Source organism: Methylobacterium isbiliense, assembly GCF_022179325.1.
In the GTDB taxonomy this organism is placed as follows: Bacteria; Pseudomonadota; Alphaproteobacteria; order Rhizobiales; family Beijerinckiaceae; genus Methylobacterium; species Methylobacterium isbiliense.
The window spans coordinates 174,870-194,802 of record NZ_BPQQ01000022.1 but is presented as its reverse complement, the minus strand read 5'-3'; the positions used below and the strand labels follow the sequence as shown (position 1 = coordinate 194,802).

22 protein-coding genes are annotated in these 19,933 nt (G+C 72.3%); 20 read left to right on the top strand and 2 right to left on the bottom strand.

Annotated elements, in window-relative coordinates; genetic code table 11:
- Window positions 1–51: 51 nt before the first annotated feature.
- The 8 genes from MFF61_RS10490 (at window position 52) to MFF61_RS10455 (ending at window position 6,450) form a co-directional block, all read left to right on the top strand.
- Window positions 52–267: a hypothetical protein gene (locus MFF61_RS10490; RefSeq protein ID WP_238235057.1), complete on the top strand. Its 216-nt coding sequence runs from the start codon at window positions 52–54 to the stop codon at window positions 265–267.
- Window positions 268–438: 171 nt separating this feature from the next.
- Window positions 439–669, top strand: coding sequence for a light-harvesting antenna LH1, beta subunit (gene pufB / locus MFF61_RS10485; protein ID WP_238235056.1), 231 nt, complete (start codon window positions 439–441; stop codon window positions 667–669).
- Window positions 670–682: 13 nt separating this feature from the next.
- On the top strand, window positions 683–862 hold the full coding sequence (gene pufA, locus MFF61_RS10480) for a light-harvesting antenna LH1, alpha subunit (RefSeq protein ID WP_238235055.1): 180 nt from the start codon (window positions 683–685) through the stop codon (window positions 860–862).
- Window positions 863–976: 114 nt separating this feature from the next.
- Window positions 977–1,801, top strand: coding sequence for a photosynthetic reaction center subunit L (gene pufL / locus MFF61_RS10475; protein WP_238235054.1), 825 nt, complete (start codon window positions 977–979; stop codon window positions 1,799–1,801).
- A 56-nt stretch (window positions 1,802–1,857) separates the two neighbouring features.
- Window positions 1,858–2,838 carry a photosynthetic reaction center subunit M gene (gene pufM / locus MFF61_RS10470; RefSeq protein WP_238235053.1) on the top strand — a complete coding sequence of 327 codons (981 nt, stop codon included), beginning with the start codon at window positions 1,858–1,860 and terminating at the stop codon, window positions 2,836–2,838.
- On the top strand, window positions 2,835–3,878 hold the full coding sequence (gene pufC, locus MFF61_RS10465; protein ID WP_238235052.1) for a photosynthetic reaction center cytochrome PufC: 1,044 nt from the start codon (window positions 2,835–2,837) through the stop codon (window positions 3,876–3,878). The genes pufM and pufC overlap by 4 nt, the downstream gene beginning before the upstream one ends.
- Before the next feature lie 458 nt (window positions 3,879–4,336).
- Entirely contained in the window at window positions 4,337–4,513 is a 177-nt protein-coding gene (locus MFF61_RS10460; protein ID WP_238235051.1) for a hypothetical protein, read from the top strand.
- Between the two features lie 113 nt (window positions 4,514–4,626).
- Window positions 4,627–6,450: an MBL fold metallo-hydrolase gene (locus MFF61_RS10455; RefSeq protein ID WP_238235050.1), complete on the top strand. Its 1,824-nt coding sequence runs from the start codon at window positions 4,627–4,629 to the stop codon at window positions 6,448–6,450.
- 146 nt (window positions 6,451–6,596) lie between these two features.
- On the opposite strand, the gene MFF61_RS10450 is transcribed toward MFF61_RS10455, so the two are convergent.
- Window positions 6,597–7,916: a hypothetical protein gene (locus MFF61_RS10450; RefSeq protein ID WP_238235049.1), complete on the bottom strand. Its 1,320-nt coding sequence runs from the start codon at window positions 7,914–7,916 to the stop codon at window positions 6,597–6,599.
- Window positions 7,917–8,183: 267 nt separating this feature from the next.
- Between MFF61_RS10450 and flgB the strand changes: the two genes are divergently transcribed.
- The 9 genes from flgB to MFF61_RS10405 all read left to right on the top strand — a co-directional run bounded on the left by flgB (window position 8,184) and on the right by MFF61_RS10405 (window position 15,934).
- Window positions 8,184–8,588, top strand: coding sequence for a flagellar basal body rod protein FlgB (gene flgB, locus MFF61_RS10445; protein WP_238235048.1), 405 nt, complete (start codon window positions 8,184–8,186; stop codon window positions 8,586–8,588).
- A 48-nt stretch (window positions 8,589–8,636) separates the two neighbouring features.
- The gene (flgC, locus tag MFF61_RS10440; protein ID WP_238235047.1) at window positions 8,637–9,047 is read left to right on the top strand and encodes a flagellar basal body rod protein FlgC; all 411 of its coding nucleotides are present in this window, start codon (window positions 8,637–8,639) and stop codon (window positions 9,045–9,047) included.
- A 2-nt stretch (window positions 9,048–9,049) separates the two neighbouring features.
- Window positions 9,050–9,358, top strand: coding sequence for a flagellar hook-basal body complex protein FliE (gene fliE, locus MFF61_RS10435; protein WP_238235046.1), 309 nt, complete (start codon window positions 9,050–9,052; stop codon window positions 9,356–9,358).
- Between the two features lie 182 nt (window positions 9,359–9,540).
- Complete coding sequence (fliQ, locus tag MFF61_RS10430; RefSeq protein ID WP_238235045.1) at window positions 9,541–9,807, top strand: flagellar biosynthesis protein FliQ; 267 nt, start codon at window positions 9,541–9,543, stop codon at window positions 9,805–9,807.
- Window positions 9,808–9,826: 19 nt separating this feature from the next.
- Window positions 9,827–10,591 (top strand): flagellar biosynthetic protein FliR, encoded by a 765-nt coding sequence (fliR, locus tag MFF61_RS10425; RefSeq protein ID WP_238235044.1) that lies wholly within the window; start codon window positions 9,827–9,829, stop codon window positions 10,589–10,591.
- A gap of 4 nt (window positions 10,592–10,595) precedes the next feature.
- Window positions 10,596–11,657, top strand: a complete 1,062-nt coding sequence (gene flhB / locus MFF61_RS10420; RefSeq protein WP_238235043.1) for a flagellar biosynthesis protein FlhB — start codon at window positions 10,596–10,598, stop codon at window positions 11,655–11,657.
- Between the two features lie 219 nt (window positions 11,658–11,876).
- The gene (gene cckA, locus MFF61_RS10415; protein WP_238235042.1) at window positions 11,877–14,471 is read left to right on the top strand and encodes a cell cycle histidine kinase CckA; all 2,595 of its coding nucleotides are present in this window, start codon (window positions 11,877–11,879) and stop codon (window positions 14,469–14,471) included.
- 97 nt (window positions 14,472–14,568) lie between these two features.
- Complete coding sequence (locus MFF61_RS10410) at window positions 14,569–15,045, top strand: MarR family winged helix-turn-helix transcriptional regulator (protein ID WP_238235041.1); 477 nt, start codon at window positions 14,569–14,571, stop codon at window positions 15,043–15,045.
- Window positions 15,046–15,049: 4 nt separating this feature from the next.
- Complete coding sequence (locus MFF61_RS10405) at window positions 15,050–15,934, top strand: patatin-like phospholipase family protein (RefSeq protein ID WP_238235040.1); 885 nt, start codon at window positions 15,050–15,052, stop codon at window positions 15,932–15,934.
- Here MFF61_RS10405 and MFF61_RS10400 read toward each other — a convergent pair.
- Window positions 15,897–16,436: a hypothetical protein gene (locus MFF61_RS10400; protein WP_238235039.1), complete on the bottom strand. Its 540-nt coding sequence runs from the start codon at window positions 16,434–16,436 to the stop codon at window positions 15,897–15,899. The two genes, MFF61_RS10405 and MFF61_RS10400, sit on opposite strands and share 38 nt — an antisense overlap.
- 170 nt (window positions 16,437–16,606) lie before the next feature.
- On the opposite strand from MFF61_RS10400, the gene MFF61_RS10395 reads away from it, so the two are divergent.
- The 3 genes from MFF61_RS10395 to MFF61_RS10385 all read left to right on the top strand — a co-directional run bounded on the left by MFF61_RS10395 (window position 16,607) and on the right by MFF61_RS10385 (window position 19,897).
- Window positions 16,607–17,989 carry an aminotransferase gene (locus tag MFF61_RS10395; protein WP_238235038.1) on the top strand — a complete coding sequence of 461 codons (1,383 nt, stop codon included), beginning with the start codon at window positions 16,607–16,609 and terminating at the stop codon, window positions 17,987–17,989.
- Between the two features lie 401 nt (window positions 17,990–18,390).
- A complete protein-coding gene (locus MFF61_RS10390; protein WP_238235037.1) occupies window positions 18,391–19,383 on the top strand; it encodes a TRAP transporter substrate-binding protein in 993 nt (330 codons plus the stop codon).
- A gap of 34 nt (window positions 19,384–19,417) precedes the next feature.
- The gene (locus MFF61_RS10385) at window positions 19,418–19,897 is read left to right on the top strand and encodes a hypothetical protein (protein WP_238235036.1); all 480 of its coding nucleotides are present in this window, start codon (window positions 19,418–19,420) and stop codon (window positions 19,895–19,897) included.
- Window positions 19,898–19,933: the final 36 nt, after the last annotated feature.

Here is a 19,933-nt window from a genome sequence, read left to right as displayed (position 1 = left end):
ACGGCCCTTGCGACGCACCCGCCGTCCGGCGGGAGGAGGAGGTTCGACGCCATGACCCGTCCGTTCGCCACGGTCTCGCGCGCGCATCAGGAGCAGGTCCAGTTCCGCATCATCCTGGGAGCGACCTACCCGGTCTTCCTGGTCGCGGCGGTCGTGCAGCGCCTCCTCCCGGGCCGCGGCGCCGCCCCCCCGGGCCCCCGCCGCTCCGTGTTCGGCGAGGCGCGGGCGATGGCCCTCTCGGCCATCCCCTTCGCCTTCATGGGCTAGAGCCCCTCGGGGGCTGCTGCCCTTCGGGCCGAGGCCTCCCGTGCTGAGACACGGCCGGTTTCCGCCGCCCCGGCGGCGGAGAGACCGCCCCTCTGGCCCCGTTCGGGGCTTCGAGGGGCGACACACCCCGCGCGGGATCTCCCGCGCGGCCCTGCACCCGGAGGTTCGGCAATGGCCAACGGTATCGACAAACCTAGTACCCTCTCAGGGCTCACCGAAGCGGAGGCGAAGGAGTTCCACGGCATCTTCGTCACCAGCTTCATCATCTTCACGGCCATCGCGGTCGTGGCGCACTTCCTCGTCTGGCTGTGGCGGCCGTGGCTGCCCGGACCGAACGGCTACACCTCGCTGCAGGACGGCGTGACCTACGCCGCCCACGGCCTGCTGCCGTTCATCTCCTGAGGAGGACGCGACCATGCACAAGATCTGGCTCCTGTTCGATCCGCGCCGCACGCTCGTGGCGCTGGCGACCTTCCTGTTCGTCCTCGCGATCCTGATTCACTTCATCCTGCTCAGCACCAGCCGGTTCAACTGGCTGGAGGGGCCGGCGGTGAAGAAGGCCGAGGCCCCGCACGCTCTCGTGCTGCCGACCTGACGGTCGGGCCGGAGCGCGCGAGCGCTCCAGACCGCGGACGGTGACCCGGGCCGACCGGCGCACCGCCCGCGGGCGATCCACTGCTGCCGAACGGCGACCGGGGAGGGCCGCGCCATGGCCATGCTGAACTTCGAGCGGAAATATCGGGTGCGCGGCGGCACGCTGCTCGGGGGCGACCTGTTCGACTTCTGGGTCGGGCCGTTCTACGTCGGGTTCTTCGGCGTCACGACGCTGTTCTTCACGCTGCTCGGGACCGGGCTGATCGTCTGGGGCGCGGCGATCGGGCCGACCTGGAACGTCTGGCAGATCAACATCGCCCCCCCGGATCTGAAGTACGGGCTCGCGCTCGCGCCCCTCAAGGAAGGAGGCCTGTGGCAGCTCATCACGGTCTGCGCCATCGGGGCCTTCGTGTCCTGGGCGCTGCGCGAGGTGGAGATCTGCCGCAAGCTCGGCATCGGCTATCACGTGCCGGTGGCCTTCGGGGTGGCGATCTTCGCCTACGTGACGCTGGTGGTGATCCGCCCGATGCTGATGGGCGCCTGGGGTCACGGCTTCCCTTACGGGATCCTGAGCCACCTCGACTGGGTGTCGAACGTCGGCTACCAATATCTTCACTTCCACTACAACCCGGCGCACATGCTCGGCGTGACGTTCTTCTTCACGACGACGTTCGCCCTGTCATTGCACGGATCGCTGATCCTGTCCTCGACCAATCCCGGCAAGGGCGAGGTGGTGAAGACGCCCGAGCACGAGGACACCTATTTCCGCGACACGATCGGCTACTCGATCGGCACGCTCGGCATCCACCGGCTCGGTCTGTTCCTGGCCCTCTCGGCCGGGTTCTGGAGCGCGGTCTGCATCGTGATCTCCGGCCCGTTCTGGACGCGCGGCTGGCCCGAATGGTGGGGCTGGTGGCTCAACCTGCCGGTCTGGCGCTGACGCGCCGGCCCAACCCCACGCTCCCGACGCCACTCGCACGGAAGGTCGAGACCGCCATGGCGTATTATCAGAACATCTTCACGCAGGTTCAGGTCCATCCCCGTCACCCCGAGCCCGGGGTGACCATCCAGGAGGGCGAGAAGCGCGTCGGCCGGGGCCAGTTCAGCTACCTCGCGGGCCTGATCGGCAACGCGCAGGTCGGGCCGATCTATCTCGGCACGCTCGGCACGCTCTCGCTGGTGAGCGGGATCATCGCCATCGAGATCATCGGCCTGAACATGTGGGCCTCGGTGAACTGGGATCCGATCCAGTTCCTGCGCCAGCTCCCCTGGCTCGCCCTCGAACCGCCCCGCCCGGAGCACGGGCTCAAGATCCTGCCTCCGCTCGCCGAGGGCGGCTGGTGGCTGCTCGCGGGCTTCTTCCTCACCGCCTCGATCCTGCTGTGGTGGGTCCGGCTCTACCGCCGCGCCAGGGCGCTCGGGCTCGGCACCCACGTGCCCCTGGCCTTCGCCTCGGCGATCTGGCTCTACCTCGTGCTCGGCTTCATCCGGCCGATCCTGATGGGCTCGTGGAGCGAGGCGGTGCCGTTCGGCATCTTCCCGCACCTCGACTGGACCGCGGCCTTCTCGCTGCGCTACGGCAACCTGTTCTACAACCCCTTCCACATGCTCTCGATCGCGTTCCTGTACGGGTCGACGCTGCTCTTCGCCATGCACGGCGCCACCATCCTGGCGGTGAGCCGCTACGGCGGCGAGCGTGAGATCGAGCAGATCGTCGACCGCGGCACCGCCACCGAGCGCGCCGCCCTGTTCTGGCGCTGGACCATGGGCTTCAACGCCACGATGGAATCCGTCCATCGCTGGGCGTGGTGGTTCGCGGTGCTCACCACCCTCACGGGCGGCATCGGCATCCTGCTCACCGGCACGGTGGTCGACAACTGGTATCTCTGGGCCATCAAGCACGGCGTCGCACCGAGCTATCCGCAGATCGGTGCGCCGGTGATCGATCCCCTGAGCGTCACGGGAGGTGTACGATGAGAATCGCCCTTCAGCTCCTCGGCGTCGTTCTCGCCGTCCTCCTCACCGGCGCCATGCTGGGCACCGCGGGCTGGGTCCTGCCCCCCGTGCAGTCCGAGCAGGTGGGCTTCCGCGGCACCGGCATGGTGCAGGTGCACAGCCCGAAGGCGCAGGCCGCGCTTCTGGCCCGCAACGAGGCGCCGGCCCCCCAGGATCCGGCGCCGCCCGGCGGCGAGCCCGCGACCAAGACCTACCAGAACGTGCAGGTGCTGACCGACCTCAGCACCGACCAGTTCAACCGGATCATGGCCTCGATCACCGAGTGGGTCTCGCCCGAGCAGGGCTGCGCCTACTGCCACAACGTCGAGAACATGGCCGACGACAGCGTCTACGCCAAGACGGTGGCCCGGACGATGTTCCGCATGGTCCGGGCCATCAACGGTCCGTGGAAGAACCACGTCGGCGAGACCGGCGTCACCTGCTACACCTGCCACCGCGGGCAGCCGGTGCCGGCGAACGTCTGGCACATCAATCCCGGCCCGGCCCATCCCGGCGGCTTCGCGGCGCGCGACGCCGGGCAGAACCACCCGAGCCTCCAGGCCGGCCTCTCTTCGATGAACTACGACCCCTACCGCGAACTCCTCGGCGACAAGGCGGTCGGCGAGCGCGCGGTGCGCGTGGCCGCCACCACCGCGCTGCCCGAGACCCGCGGCGAGAGCCTGCAGCACACCGAGCGCACCTACGCGCTGATGATCCACATGTCGGAGGGCCTCGGCGTCAACTGCACCTACTGCCACAACACCCGCGCCTTCTCGTCGTGGAGCGAGAGCACGCCCAAGCGCGTCACGGCGTGGCACGGCATCCGGATGGTGCGCGACATCAACGGCACCTACATCGACCCGACCGCCGCGGTGCTGCCGCCCGAGCGGCTCGGACCCGAGGGTGATCCGGCGAAGGTGAACTGCACCACCTGCCACCAGGGTCTCGCCAAGCCCCTCAACGGCGCGCCGATGCTCAAGGACTATCCGGAACTGGCCGGCCCGGTCGCGGCCAAGCCCTGAACGGATGCGTGACTTACCGGACCCGCCGCGCGCCGCCGCGGCGGGTTCCGTTCGTTCCGGGGTTCACGGCCGCCGCCTCCTGTCCGACCCGCTTGCCGGATGCGCTGATCGCTTCGGGACGGCGGAGCCCAGCCTCCGCCGCGTCGGCTTGCCGATACGCCGCGCCCCATACCGTCCCACCGGCGAGACCGCGCCGGGCTCTGCGTCCGGCGGTTGCCCGCCCGCCGCGGCGCCGCAAGCATCCACAAGACCAAGCGAGGCCGTTGCGAAGGAATTTATTCTCTCCATTGCGGACGTGCCGGATCAGGATTGCGGTCCGCGCCGCGATCACCGGCCAAGACCAAGACAATCTGCCGCAACGCCCCCGACGGCTCGCCTGCGAGTTGTGACAGGGAGTGCGGCGGCCGGATGCGCGGCCGCCCGAACGACTTCGGCGAACGACTTCGGGAGGTAAACCCATGGGCGATTCCGGCCTGATCTACATGTTGGCCTTCACGACCTTCCTGCTGGTGATCGGCGTCCTGATCTGGCAGCGGGCGCGGGTGGAGCGGGCGAAGCGGACCGGCGAGCGGTCGACCTTCACCGATCACCACGGCGGCCCGCCGCGTCCCCAGCACGGGATCGATCCCACCTGACGGCGGCCCTTGCGGCGGACGCCGATCTCGCCCCAGAATCCGGCCCCGCTTGACCGAGGCGGGCCGGTGCGCCGGCCCGGCTCGGGCGGCCGGAGGAGGCGCGGAGCGGCGCGATGCAGGTTCGCTTCTACGGAACGCGGGGCTCCCTGCCGATCCCAGGGCCGCGCACCATCCGCTACGGCGGCAACACGTCCTGCGTGGCGGTGCGCACCGCCCGCGGGACGCTCGTCATCCTCGACATGGGGACGGGCGCCTACGCGCTCGGTCAGGAACTCGCCGCCGAGGGCCGGCCGCTGCGCGGCCACGTCCTGATCACCCACACGCATTGGGACCATATCCAGGGCGTGCCGTTCTTCGCGCCCTTCTTCACCCCCGGCAACGAGTGGGACATCTACGCGCCGCGCGGGCTCGGCGCCTCGCTGCGCGAGACCCTGTCGGGCCAGATGCAGTACAGCTACTTCCCGGTGGCCCTGGAGCAGCTCGGCGCGACGATCCGCTACCATGAACTCGTCGAGGGCGGCCTCGCGCTCGGCGAGGCCGACGACGTCGCGGTCACGACCCATTACCTCAACCACCCGGCCCTGACGCTCGGCTACCGGCTCTCAGCGGACGGCGCGACGCTCGTCTACGCCCTCGACCACGAGCCCTTCTGCACCGAGGCCGCCGTGGGCGGGCGCGACTTCGACGGGCAGGACGGGCGCCACGTCGCCTTCCTGCGCGGCGCCGATCTCCTGATCCACGACGCGCAGTACACGCATGCGGAGTACCCCTCCAAGGTCGGCTGGGGCCACAGCACCGTCGAGTACGCGATCGCGGTGGCGGAGGCGGCGGGCGTGCGCCGGCTCGCCCTGACGCATCACGATCCGCAGCGGGACGACGACAGCCTCGACGCGCTGGTGGCGCGCTACCGGGACACGACGGGCGTCGCGGTGTTCGCGGCGGCGGAGGGGCGGAGCATCGACCTCGCGGCGGGGAGCACCGCCGGGCCCGCGGTCGCGCCGGACCCCAGTGCCCGCGAGGCCGTGTCCTCCGCCCTCGCCGCACAATCGGTGCTGATCGCCGCGGCGGATCCCGCGCAGGCCGCCCGTCTCGCCGAGATCCTGCGCGGCGACGGCATCGCCCTCCACGAGGTCGCGCTGTCCACCGAGGCCGTGACGGCGGCGGTGGCGCGGCACCGGCCGGCGCTCCTCGTGGTCGAGAACGGCCCGGAGCCGGCCGAGCGCCTCGCCGGCCTCTGCGGCGCCCTGCGCGCGCTGGGGCCGGCCGGCCGCGACCTGCCGGTCGTGCTCGTCAGCCGCTCGGGCGACCGGCGCGGAGACGAGGCCATCGGCATCAGCGACCGTCTGGTGGCGCCCTTCACCCCGAGCTACGCGCGTACGCGGCTGCGGGCGTGGCTGATGCGCACCGCCTGCCGCTGGACGCGGGCGGCCAAGCCTCCCCGCGAGGCGGCACGGCTCGCGGCCCTGCACGGCCTCGGCCTCCTCGACACCCCGCCCGAGGCGCGCTTCGACCGCCTCGTCGCCCTCGCGGCGGAGGACCTCGCGGTGCCGTATGCCGCCCTCACCCTCGTCGACCGCGACCGGCAATGGTTCAAGGCCAGCCACGGCCTGCCGTTCCGCGAGACCGGCCGCGACGTCTCGCTCTGCGCCCACGCGGTGGCGGCCAGCGACCGCAGCGGGCGCGGCGATCCGCTGGTCGTGCCGGATGCCCGCCTCGACGAGCGCTTCGCCGACAATCCCGCCGTCGCCGGGCCGCCCTACCTGCGCTTCTACGCCGGTCAGCCGCTGATCCTGCGCAACGGCCATTGCATCGGCACGCTCTGCATCGCGGACACGCGCGCCCGGGTGCTGGATGCGGAGGGCGAGGCGAAGCTGCGCTGGCTCGCCGACCTCGCCCTGCAGGAGATCGAAAGCGAACCAGCGGCGCACCTGCCCTGAGCGCCGGCCGCGCCGGACGGGCGCGAGCCGCTGGCGATGATGCCGTCGCCGATCGCCCCTCGGACGGCCGTGCGGGTGCAGGGCGTGGAGCCGCTGGCGTGCCTCGGCGCCCCCGCAAGCCCGGGCGGACGAGGCGCCGCCCCGCCTCAGCGCTTGTCGAGCGGGCGGCCGAGGAGGCGCGCGAACTCGGCCTCGATCTCCTCGACGGAGAATGGATTCTGCACGCTGGAGGCCGCCTTCGGCTCGGGCTTGGGCTCGGGCTCGGGCTCCGGAGGCGGCGGGGGTGGGGGCGGTTCGGGCGGAGCGGGCTCCGGCGGCGGAGGCTCCGGCGGCAAGGATTCGGGCGGCAAGGGCTCGGGGGCCGGCGGCGCAGGCTCGGGCGCCGGGGGCTCGAACACCACCGGGACGGGTTCGGGCGGCGGCGCCTCCGCGACCGGCGCCGGGGCGGGCGGCACGACGGGCTCCGGCTCCGGCGCAGGTTCCGGCGGTGCGGGTTCAGGGACGGGCTCCGGAACGGGCGTGGGCACCGGTTCCGGGGCTGGCGGCATGACCGCTTCCGGCTCCGGCGCCGGCGGCGGGGGTGGCGGCGGAGGCTCCGGTTCGGGCGCCGGCGTGGAGGCGAGGACCGAGAAGTCGGGCTCGGGCGCAGGCGGGCGCTCCATCACCGGCACCTCCGGTGCACGCGGCGCCGGGGCCACGGCCGAGGAGGGCCGCCGCAGGGCCTCTTCGAGCTGGCGCGCCATGTCGTTGAGGATCGCCGCATCGACCAGGCGCGGCTCGGCCCCTCTGGTTCCGGCCGGCGCGGGGGCCGGTGCGTCCGGAGCCGGCAGATCGGAAGACGGGATGCCGGGAGACGGCATCTCCAGGGGTGGGGGGGTCTGGCGGGCGGTGCGCAGGCTCGGCGGCTCGACCCGCCGCGAGGCGTTGAAGCGCGCAGCGCCGCGCGCCGGGGCGGCGGGCCGCACCGGCTCCGCGGGCGGCTCGGGCGCGGGCGGCGGTGGAGCCGCGGGGGGCGGCGGGAAGGTGAAGGTGGGCTCGGGGGCGGCCGCCGGCTGCGGCAAGGGCGGCTGGGAGAAGGGCGGCGGCGGGAAGGGCGGCAGCGGCGGCGGCAGCGAGGGCGGCTCCGCCTCGGCAGGCAGCGGCAGCGGCGGCTCGGGCTGCGCCTCGTCGCGCTCGTCCGCCTCCGCGGGCAGGCGGGCCCCCGCCACGCGCACGATGTTGCGCTCCACCACGACGTCGTTCGGCCCGCCCACGAGCAGGAGGTGCTCGACGTTGTCCCGCCGCAGCAGGATGAGCTGGCGCTGCCGGTCGAGCTCGTAGATGTCGACGATGCCGAGCCGCGGCTGGCGCCCGCGCTGACCGCCCCCGCTGCTCAGGCTCAGGCGTCCGCGGGCGAAGCGCTTGGCCCCGAAGGCGAAGGCGCTGAGCAGGACGACCATGATCAGGAAGACGACGAGATAGGACATCAGGGGCGAACCGTCCGTCCCGAAGAGCGAGGAGAGCAATGCACGGTCTCTCACGAGTAGGGTGCCCGCGGCACCGACGCGACATGGAGCGTATGTAACACGGGGTTCCGGCGCGTGCGCAGGGCGAATGACGGCATCTTAACAACATCATGGGCCGGGCCGCGCCGCCGGCGGGCGCACCCGCCCGGTTTAACCGCCCCTTAACCAAGAACCCGGCATTTTTTGCCGGTCCCGCCGCCGCGGCGGTCGAACTGCAAGGCCGCTCCCGTGCCCGTCGCCGATCTCCCGCTCGTGAGCATGCTGCGCAACCGCATGCAGTGGAACCAGACGCGCCAGAAGGTGCTGGCCGAGAATGTCGCCAACGCCAACACGCCGGGCTTCCGCGCCCGGGACCTCAAGGCCCCGGCCTTCCGGCCGGACGGCAGCCTCGCGGCGGCGCTGCCCGCGGGCTTCGGCATCACGCAGACGAACCCGCTGCACCTCGCCGGCAGCGGCGCGGGCAGCCCCACGGAGGAGCGCCAGCGCACCCGCTTCGACGTGGTGCCGAGCGGCAACGCGGTCAGCCTGGAGGACGAGATGCTCAAGGCCTCCGAGAACCAGGCGGACTACCAGCTCGCCGCCTCGCTCTACCAGAAGAGCCTGCAGATGCTGCGCACGGCGGTCGGCCGCTGACCGTCGTTCGCCGCCATGCTCAGCGGTCCGGTTTGAGGGGAGGGCGCCGTGGATTTCATGAAGGCGATCGGCATCGCGGCCTCGGGCCTGCGCGCGCAGTCCGGGCGGATGCGGGTGATCTCGGAGAACATCGCCAACGCCGATTCCGAGCCGAAGAGCGCGGCGGCCGAGCCCTACCGGCGCAAGGTGCCGACCTTCTCCCAGCGCCTCGACCGGGAGCTCGACGCCAGCGTCGTCGATCTCGGGCGGGTGCGCCGCGACGCGACGCCCTTCCGCACCAAGCACGATCCCGGCAACCCGGCCGCGGATGCCCGCGGCGAGGTGCGGCTGCCCAACGTCAACCTGCTCGTCGAGACCGTGGACATGCGCGAGGCCCAGCGCAGCTACGAGGCCAACCTCAACATGATCTCGACCGCCCGCCGCATGATCTCCCGCACCATCGACATCCTGAAGGCCTGACCATGCCGACCAACGCCTTCGCGGCCGGCGCCTACGCGGCGGTCCAGAATCTCGGCCGGGCCGGCCCGGCCCTCTCGACCCCCGCGGCCCCGCAGGCGGGCTTCGGCCAGATGCTCACCTCCGTCCTCGACGGCGTGGCGCAGGCCGGGACCCGCAGCGAGGCGCAGGCGATGGCGGTGGGCGCCGGCAAGGCCAACGTGGTCGACGTCGTGACCGCCGTGGCCGAGAGCGAGACCGCGCTCCAGACCCTCGTGGCCGTGCGCGACCGCGTGATCTCCGCCTACGAGGAGATCATGCGGATGCAGATCTGATCCCGACGGCCCCGGATGCCGACGCATCGATCTCGATCCCGGGCAAGCCCGGGATGCCGACGCATCGATCTCGATCCCGGGCAAGCCCGGGATGCCGACGCATCGATCTCGATCCCGGGCAGGCCCGGGATCGACGGGGCCGTTGAGCCATCACCCGACCTCCCCGCTCCAGCAGGGCTTCCATGACCGGCCTCGCCATCCTCGACATCGCCCGCGACGGCATCCTCACCTTCATCAAGGTGGCCGGCCCCCTGATGGTGGTCGCCCTGGTGGTGGGGCTCGTGGTCTCGCTGCTCCAGGCCCTGACCCAGATCCAGGAGCAGACCCTGATCTACGTGCCCAAGATCGTTGCGGTCTTCGCCGCCATGCTGCTGATGCTGCCCTTCATGGGGGACGCGATGGCGGGCTACATGACCCGGATCGCCGCCCGGATCGCCGCGGGCGGCTGAACCGGAGACCTGTCCGCCCGTGAACCTGCTCCTGCCCGGCATCGCGGCGGCCTACCTCCTCACCTTCGCGCGGGTGGGGACCCTGATCATGCTGATGCCCGGCATCGGCGAGACGGTGGTCTCGCCGCGGCTGCGGCTCGCCTTCGCGCTGCTCGTCGCGCTGGTGCTGTTTCCGATGGTGCGCCCGCTCCTGCCGCCGATGCAGGGCGCGGGCGCCGGCCCGGCCCTGATCGGGCTGCTGATCGGCGAGATCGCGGTCGGGCTGGTGCTGGGCCTCAGCGTGCGGGCGGTGCTGGCCGCGCTCCAGACCACCGGCACCATCGTGGCCCAGCAGCTCGGCCTGTCCTACGCCATGACGGTCGACCCGACGACCGCGGGCCAGCAGGCGACGCTCGGCACCTTCCTGACGCTGCTCGGCATCACCCTGGTGCTCGCCGCCGACCTGCACCACCTCGCGCTCGCGGGCATCCGCGACAGCTACGCGATGATGCCGCCGGCGGGCGTGCCGGCCACCGGCGACGCAGCCTCCGTCGCCATCCGGGCGGTGGCGCGGGGCTTCGCCCTGGCGGTGCAGATCGCCGCGCCTTTCATCGCCTTCGGCATCCTGTTCAACCTCGGGCTCGGCGTGCTGTCGCGCCTGATGCCGCAGATGCAGGTGTTCTTCGTCGCCACCCCGGCCTCGATCCTGATCGGCATGCTGGTGCTGCTCGCCACGCTGGGCGTGATGATGGCGGTGTTCGTGGACGATCTCGGCCGCTGGCTGGCGCAGATCGGGAGGGCGTGAGCGCATGGCCGGCGACACCGAGCAGGAGGATCGCACCGAGGAGCCGACCCAGAAGCGGCTCGACGACGCGATCCGGCGCGGCGACGTCGCCAACAGCCAGGAGATCAACACGCTCTTCCTGCTCGGCGGCTTCACGCTGGTGCTGCTCGTCGCCTCGGGCTGGATCGCCCGCACCCTGACGCTCGACCTGCGCGGCCTGCTCGCGACCCTCCACCAAGTCCCCGCGGATGCCGCCGGCTTCGCGGGCGTGGGCCAGCGGGCGATGCTGGCGCTCGGCCTCGCCCTGGTGGTGCCGGCGGCGGCCGCCATCGCCGCGAGCCTCGCGGGCGGGCTGCTGCAGCACCCCTTCGTGTGGTCCACCGAGAGCCTCGGCGCGAAGTGGGAGCGCGTCTCGCCGATGGCGGGGCTCAAGCGCCTGTTCGGGCCGGAGGCGTGGTTCCAGTTCGGCAAGGGGCTGGTGAAGATCCTCCTCGTCGGCGCCGTCGCGGGCCTCGTCCTCTGGGGCGAGCGCGACCGGCTGGAGGCCTTCGCGCGCCTCGACCCCGGGGCGGTGCTGCAGGCGACGCTGGCGCTGGCGCTGCGGCTGATGGCCTGCATCCTGGCCGCCTACGTGGTGATCTCGCTCGGCGATGCCCTCTACCAGCGCTTCCGCTGGCGCTCGCGCCTGCGCATGTCCAAGGAAGAGCTGAAGGAGGAGATGAAGGAGAGCGAGGGCAACCCGGAGGTGAAGGGGCGCCTGCGCCAGCTGCGGATGGCCCGCACCCGCAAGCGCATGATGGCGGCGGTGCCGGGCGCCGCGGTGGTGATCGCCAACCCGACCCACTTCGCCGTGGCCCTGCGCTACGAGACCGGCATGAATGCCCCGGTCTGCGTCGCCAAGGGCGTCGACGCGCTGGCGCTGAAGATCCGCGAGGTGGCCGGCCAGCACGGCGTGCCGGTGGTGGAGAACCCGCCGCTCGCCCGCGCGCTGCACGCCAGCGTCGAGATCGATGAGACCATCCCGACCGAGCACTACAAGGCGGTGGCGGAGGTGATCGGCTTCGTGCTGCGCCGGCGGCGGCGGTGAGGCGCGCCCCGTGATCCGCCGGATCGGACAGGTTCGGCTTGCCGCCCCGGCCCGGTCGGGCATAACCGCACCGGAGAGGTGGGCGCGATCCGTGCCGGGAACCGCCGCGGTTCAGGCTCCGGAAACGCCTCCGCGGCATGCTATTGAGGTCGTGCGAGGCGCCGCGCGCGGTCGAGACCGAGACAATCGCGGCGTCGTGACTGACCCGAGCCTCCCGTGATGTCCGATGCTGTCTCCCTCGATCGCTCCGAGCGCCCCGGCCGGGTCAGCCTGCTCCTGCTGCTCGCCGGCCTGCTCGTCGGGGCGGCGGTGGGCCTCAGCTTCGTCGCCAACGAGCAGGCGCAGCCGCTGATCCTCGGCCTCCTGGCGGTGCTGGCGATGGCGGGGGTGTTCTCGCTGTTCGCGCTCGCCATCGGGGCGCTGCAATTCACCGGGCAGGGCACGCGCAACGACGTGACCAAGGCGGTGGTGGACGCCGCCCCCGAGGGCATGATCGCCGTGGAGGACGGCAACCGGCCGATCTACGCCAATGCCGCCTACCTGGCGCTCGCCGGCAGCGACAGCTTCGCCAACCTGCGGCCGGTGGAGCGGGTCTTCGTCGGCAGCCCCGACGTGTCGGAGGCGGTCTACCGGCTGGCCCAGGCCGCCCGGGAGGGCCGCAGCCTCTCCGAGGAGATCCGCATGGCGCCCCCGCCCGGCGGCAGCGCCGAGCGCGACGTGGCGTGGTACCGCATCGGCGTGCGCCCGCTGCCGCTGCCGCGCCGGCCGGTGGCGCTGTGGAGCGTGAGCGACATCAGCCACGAGCGCGAGCGCCAGGAGAACGTCTTCCAGGAGCTGCAGCACGCGATCGACTACCTCGATCACGCCCCTGCGGGATTCCTGTCGGTCGATCCGCGCGGCGCCGTGGTCTACATGAACGCGACGCTCGCCTCCTGGCTCGGGCACGACCTCGCGCAGGTGGGCTCCGGCGGCCTGCGCCTCTCCGAGATCCTGCCCGCCGCGGTGGGCGAGGTGCTGGTGGCCGGCGACGGCCGGCCCGGCGAGGTGCGCACCGACGTGTTCGACCTCGACCTGCGCCGCCGCAACGGCCACCCGCTGCCCGCCCGCATCTACCACCGGGTCGCCTACGGGCAGGACGGCCGGCCCGGCGCCTCGCGCACCCTCGTGCTCAACCGCTCGGGGGGCGAGGAGGCGGACGATCCCCAGCGCGCCGCCGAGGTGCGCTTCACCCGCTTCTTCAACACCAGCCCGATCGCCGTGGCGACGCTCGACGCCGAGGGGCGGCTGGTGCGCGCCAACGCCTCCTTCGCGCGCCTGTTCGGCACCCTGCCGCGCACGGGCGAGGGCCGCGAGGCCGCCGCCCCGGTGCGCGACTTCGTGGCCGAGCGCGACCGCCCGAACCTCGACGCCGCCTTCGCGCTCGCCGCGGAGGGCCGCGGCGACGTGGCCCCGATCGAGATCGGCGTCGCCGCACCCGGCAACCGCTCGGCCCGGATCTGGCTCAGCCCCGAGGCCCTGTCGGAGAGCGGCCTGGCCGAGGGAGAGGCCCGCGAGGCCGCCCGCGAGACGGTGATCCTCTACGCCCTCGACACCACCGCCCAGCACCAGCTGCAGCAGCAGATCAACCAAGCCCAGAAGATGGAGATGGTCGGCCAGCTCGCGGGCGGCATCGCGCACGACTTCAACAACGTGCTGCAGGCGATCATCGGCTACTCGGACCTGCTGCTGGCCAGCCACCGGCCGGTGGATCCGGCCTTCCAGGACATCATGCAGATCAAGCAGAACGCGAACCGGGCCGCGAGCCTCGTGCGCCAGCTGCTGGCCTTCTCGCGCCGCCAGACCCTGCGGCCGGAGGTGATCCATCTCGGCGAGGCCCTGTCCGACCTGACGCTGCTGCTCAAGCGGCTCCTCGGCGAGCGGGTCGAGCTCGACCTCAAGCACGGGCGCGATCTCTGGCCGGTCAAGGCCGACGTCAACCAGTTCGAGCAGGTGATCGTGAACCTTGCGGTGAACGCCCGCGACGCGATGCCGAACGGCGGCCGCCTGCTCATCCGCACCGCCAACGTCACGGCCGAGGCGGCCGAGCGGCTCCAGCTCACCGGCCTGCCCGCCGCCGAGTACGTGCTCGTCGAGGTGACGGATACCGGCACCGGCATGACGCCCGACGTGATGGAGAAGATCTTCGAGCCGTTCTTCACCACCAAGGAGGTCAACAAGGGCACGGGGCTCGGCCTCTCCACCGTGTTCGGCATCGTCAAGCAGTCGGGCGGCTACATCGACGTGAAGTCGGCGGTGGGCGAGGGCACGGTGTTCGGCATCTACCTGCCGCGCCACATCCCGGTGCCGGAGGCCGAGCCGGCCCCGGCCGAGCCCGCCGAGGCTGCGGCGCCGGCCGCCGGGGCCGCGCCCGAGCCCGCCCGCAAGGCGCCCGCCGCCGACCTCACCGGGCGGGGCACCATCCTGCTCGTCGAGGACGAGGATCCGGTGCGCGCGGTCAACGCCCGGGCGCTCGCGGCGCGCGGCTACACGGTGCTGGAGGCCGCCTCCGGCGTCGAGGCGCTGGCGATCATGGGCGAGCGCGACACGGCGGTGGACCTCGTCGTCTCCGACGTGGTGATGCCCGAGATGGACGGCCCGACCCTGCTGCGCGAGCTGCGCAAGCGCTATCCCGACCTCAAGGTGATCTTCGTCTCCGGCTACGCCGAGGACGCGTTCCAGAAGAACCTGCCGGAGGGCGAGGAATTCAACTTCCTGCCCAAGCCCTTCAGCCTCAAGCAGCTCGTCGAGACGGTGAAGACCACGATCGCCGGGTAGGGCCTTGCCGGGTGGGGCCTCGCCGGCGGAGGCGGCGGCCGGGGACAGGTCCACCGGCGCGCTGGCGCCGAGATGGTTCTTATGTAAACTATCTCGCATGGCCACGACCTCGCCGCGCCCCGTCCCGCCGCCCGCGCCCGATCCGATCCGGGCGTGGTTCCGCTTCCTGCGCCTGCACCGGCGCGTCTCGGCGGCGATCGCCGCGGAGCTGAAGGCGCTCGGCCTCTCGATCCCCCAATTCGACGTCATCTCGACTCTCTCCGAGCAGGAGGGCCTGACCCAGCAGGACCTCGCCCAGCGGCTCTACGTGACGAAGGGCAACGTCTCGGGGCTGATCGACCGGCTGGTGGAGGCGGGCCTCGTGGAGCGCCGGCCGATCCCCGGCGACCGGCGCTCGCACGCCCTGCACCTGACGCCGCCGGGGCGCGACCTCGCCCGGTCCGGCATGGCGGCGCAGAGCGCCTACGTCACCCGCACGCTGGGCAGCCTGCCGCCGGGCGACGTGGCGGAGCTGGAGCGCGTGGTGCTGGCGTGGCGCGCGGCGGCGCGGGCCGACGAAGCCGCGCGGGCGTGAGCGCATGGTCGACGCGGTAGCGTTCGCGGGCGGCGGCAACCGCTGCTACTGGCAGGGCGGCTTCTGGGTCGCGGCGGCCGAGCGCCTCGACCTCGCGCCCGCCCTCGTCGTCGGCGTGAGCGGCGGGGCCTTCGCGGCCTGCTACAGCCTGCTCGGGCAGGGGCGGGCGGTGATGGAGCGGGTGGCGCAGGGCTGCGCCGAGGGCCGCCCCAACATCGACTGGGTGGCCGCCTGCCGGGGCTGCCGGCCCTTCCCGGTCTCAGGCATGTACCGCGACCTCCTCGACGCGGTGCTCGGGCCCCGGGGCTTCGCGGCCCTGCGGGCGGGCCGGACGGAGGTGAGGATCGCGCTCTCGCGTCCGCCGCGGCGCCTGCCGCTCGCGCTCGCGGTGCCGCTCGGGATCCTCACCTACCAGATCGAGAAGACGTGGCGCGCGCCGGTTCACCCGCGCGGCGGCCGGGCGCTCGGCTTCCGGGAGGAGTTCGTCGCGGTGCGCGACCTCGCGGCGCCCGAGGAACTCACCTCGGCGCTCCTGGCGAGCGCGAGCGTGCCGCCCTTCCTGCCGGTGGGCCGGGTCGGGGGTGCGCCCGCCCTCGACGGCGGCCTCGTCGACAACGTGCCGGTGACGCCGCTCGCCCCGATCGAGGCGGCGGGCGGGCGCACGCTGGTCCTGCTCACCCGCCGCTACCGCACGCTGCCGGAGCATCCGGGCCGCACCTACCTGCAGCCCTCCGCGCCCGTCGCCATCGGGCAGTTCGACATCACCGACCCGGAGGGCATCCGCCGGGCCTTCGCGCAGGGGCTTGAGGACGGGGCCGCCTTCGCGGCCGCGCAGCGCACGCGCCGGCCCGTCAGGCCGCAGCCGGCACCTTCTCCACCTCCAGGATGATCCCGGCCGGCGTGGCCCGCTCGCGGGCGACCAGCCGGTCGCCGGGGGCGAACTCGCCGAGCGGCACGTCGCGGTCGGGCAGCACCACGGTGGCCTGCCGGTTGACGAAGACGAGGACGTGGCGCTGGCGCGGCAGCGAGGCCGCGGCCCAGCGCTTGAGCTGCCCGTAATAGGGCTCGCGCCGCCATGCCGTCGCCTGTCCGGGATCGACCTGGACCTGCAGGAAGCGCGTGACGGGATCGAGGCTCAGCACCATCTTGGCCCGCTCTGGCTTCCATTCCGGCCCGAGCCAAGCCTCCGTCATCCAGAGGCAGTGGAAGGCGCGGCAATGATGCGGGCGCTCGGCGTGGATGGCGCAGCCGCGCCCGCTGCGCGCGTGACGGCACCACTGGCCGGCGACGCTCTCCACCGCCGGCACGTCGTAGACCTTGCAGCAGAGCGTGCAGGTGCCGCAGGCGCGGCCGGGCGCCGGCTGGGAGACGATCTGGGCGGGGTCGATCATGGGACCGGGACCTGGGCAAGGGCTTCTGGATAGGAGCTTGGTGAGCTGGGGGCTCGCATGCGCGCGGCCGCCTTGGTGCGGGGGCATCGCGCCGCTAATGTGACGGCGTGCCCGATTTCCCCCGGTCAGGTCCCCCGGCCTGCCATGTCCTGCAGGAAAGCGCTGAGCCGATGCTGTCGAACCTCGCCGCCCGCGACGTCGAAACCCTGATCCATCCCTACACCAACCTCGCGCTCGTGCGCGAGACCGGGCCGCTGGTGCTGGAGCGGGGCCACGGCGTCTGGGTCTACGACACGGACGGGCGGCCCTACCTCGAAGGCATGGCGGGCCTGTGGTGCACCGCGCTCGGCTACTCCAACGAGGAGCTGGTCGAGGCCGCCCGCGACCAGATGGCCCGGCTGCCCTTCTCCCACCTGTTCTCGGGGCGCAGCCACGACCCGGCGATCGAACTCGCCGAGACCCTCAAGGAGATCGCGCCGATCCCGGTGTCGAAGGTGTTCTTCACCTCGTCGGGCTCCGAGGCGAACGACACCCAGGTCAAGCTGACGTGGTACCTCAACAACGCGCTCGGCCGGCCGCGCAAGAAGAAGATCATCGCCCAGCGCAAGGGCTACCACGGCGTCACGGTAGCCTCGGCCTCGCTCACCGGGCTGCCCGCCAACCACGCCGACTGGGACCTGCCGCTGCCGGGCTTCCTGCACGCGGCCTGCCCGCACCATTACCGCGGGGCGGAAGCCGGCGAGAGCGAGGAGGCGTTCTCGGCGCGGCTCGCGGCCGAGCTCGACGCCTTCATCCAGCGCGAGGACCCGGACACGGTGGCGGCCTTCATCGCCGAGCCGGTGATGGGGGCGGGCGGCGCCATCGTGCCGCCGAAGGGCTACTTCGCGGCGATCCAGCCGGTGCTCGCGCGCTACGACATCCGCTTCATCGCCGACGAGGTGATCTGCGGCTTCGGGCGGCTCGGCACGTGGTTCGGCGCGGAGGCGATGGGCGTGCGCCCCCACAGCCTGTCCTTCGCCAAGGCGGTGACCTCCGCCTACATGCCGCTCGGCGGCGTCACCGTGGAGGAGCCGCTCTACCAGGCGATGCTGGACGAGAGCCGCAAGATCGGCACCTTCGGGCACGGCACGACCTATTCCGGTCATCCGGTCGCCTGCGCGGTCGCCATCAAGGCCCTGGAGATCTACCGGCGCGACCGCATCGTCGAGGGGGCGGCCGAGAAGGCGCCGCACTTCCAGCGCCGGCTCTCGGCCCTGGCCGAGCACCCGCTGGTCGGCGAGGCGCGCGGCGTCGGGCTGATCGGCGGGCTGGAGATCGTGGCCGACAAGGCCTCGAAGCGGCAATACGACCCCAAGGCGGGCGTCGCCGCGCGCTGCGTCGCCTTCGCGCAGGGAGAGGGGCTGATCGTGCGCTTCCTGGCGGGCGACCGGATCGCGCTCTGCCCGCCCCTGGTCATCGCCCCCGACGAGATCGACACGCTGTTCGACCGCCTCGGCCGCGCCCTCGACCGCACGGCCGAGTGGATCCGCCAGGAGGGGCTGCAGGCGGTCTGAGCCGCTCCGGCCGGGCCGGGCCAGCGTGGGGCCGCTGCTGCGGGCGGCGAAGGCGATCGTCCGAAACAATCCATCGCAGACCGTGCGATGCGGCGGCGAGGCCTATCTCCAATCATGCGCCGCGCGGGCCGAATGATCGCGCGGCGCAGGACTTCGACGACATTCCACGCGCCCGTGTCGGCCGCATCGGCAAGACGATTGGATCGGCTTGAAAGATGCCCGGCCATTGTGATCGTCGGCGCTCGCGCGCCCAGAAAATCGATCATTCGCTTGCCGCGATCGTCCATTCGCCTTGAATTTGCGAATATTCGTCGTGCAATCTCGGGTAGTGGCGCCACTTCGCTTATTAACTCTGCGTTATGAAAAGTATTCTAGGGTATATCCGCTCCGGAGATCCCCTCATGACCGCACTCTCACGCCGTACCGCCCTGATGATCGGCCTCTCCGCCGCCGCGGCGGTGGGCATGCCGCATGTCGCCAGGGCGGCGACCCGCAGGCTGCGCTTCGGCGTCGCCTCGGTCCCGGGCAGTACGACCCACCGATACGCCGCCACCTTCGCACGCGCCGCGGCCGAGCTGTCCGGCGGCAGCGTAGTGGTGGATGTCTACCCGAACGCCCAGCTCGGGGACGAGCTGCAGATGCTGAAGGCCGTGGGTGATGGCTCGCTCGATGTGACCGCGATGACGCCCGGGCCGGCCAGCCGCCACAGCAAGGAGGTCGGCCTGTGCGAGCTGCCCTACCTGTTCGACTCCGTGGCTTCCGCCCGCCTCGCCTTCGACCAGCAGCTCGGTCGCCACTGCGCCGACCTGCTCCAGGCAAAGGGGTTCCTCACCCTGAGTTGGGGCGAGTCCGGCTTGCGCCATTTCACCGCCAACAAGCCGATCAGGAATCCGGCAGACCTGAAGGGCCTGAAGCTGCGGGTGCCGCATTCCGAGCCGATCCGCCAGACCTTCCAGGCGATGGGGGCATCGGTCGAGTCGTTCTCCTTCGCGCAATTGCCGGAGGCGTTGCGCATCGGGCGCTTCGAAGCCCAGGAGAACCCCATCAACATCATCGTGTCGGCCGGACTGAACCGGTTCCAGTCGCATCTGTCGTTGACCGGGCACATCTACACGCCGCTCCTGGTGCTGTTCTCCCCCGACGTCATGGACGAACTGTCGCCCGCCCAGCAGGCGGCGCTCCGCAAGGCCGGCGAGGCGGGCTCGGCGGCTTCGCGGGACTACGCCGAGGCCAGCCAGAGGTCGGACATGAGCAAGCTCGTCGCGGCCGGGATGACGGTGATCGAGGATATCGACCGGCGCGCCCTCCGGGAGGCGGCCGCCGCGGCGATCGAGACGCTCAGTGCGGAGTTCGGCACGGAGGCGCTGCGGCGCATGCGCGGCCTCGTCGCCTGACCGCCTCGCCCACGCATCTCCGGAGCAGCGCATCATGCTGGCGTCGGTTTCCCTCCGGACCGGCATCATGGCCGGATTCCTGGTCGTGTTCGCCCTGGCGGCGGTGGCGTTCGGGGCGGTCCTCGTGACTGCCCGCATCGCCCGCGACGCCGGCGTCGAGCGCGATGCGGCCGGCCTGCAGGCGGGCGCGGCCCACGCGATCGACCGGGCTGGCCTCGTCGCCGCCGCCCATCTCAGCAGCTATCTGCGCACGGGCTCCGTCGGCGACCGTGCGCAGATGATCGCGAGCTTCGAGGCACTCGCGGACGCGGTCGATACCAAGCCGGCCTTCGGCGACACGAGGGAGCTGCGGGGCCTTGCGGCCAGGGCGGTCGAGGCGATCGGCCGCGCGCGGGAGGCGGGTGACACCTTGAACAACACCGCCGCGAGCCTCGCGAGCCCGATCTCCGTCATCGCGGAGGCCGCGATCCGGACGGGAGACCTCTCCCTGACGAGCGCCGCCATCCTGCTGTAGGGGCCGGGCGCGCAGGTCGCGGCCGTCGCGGCGCAC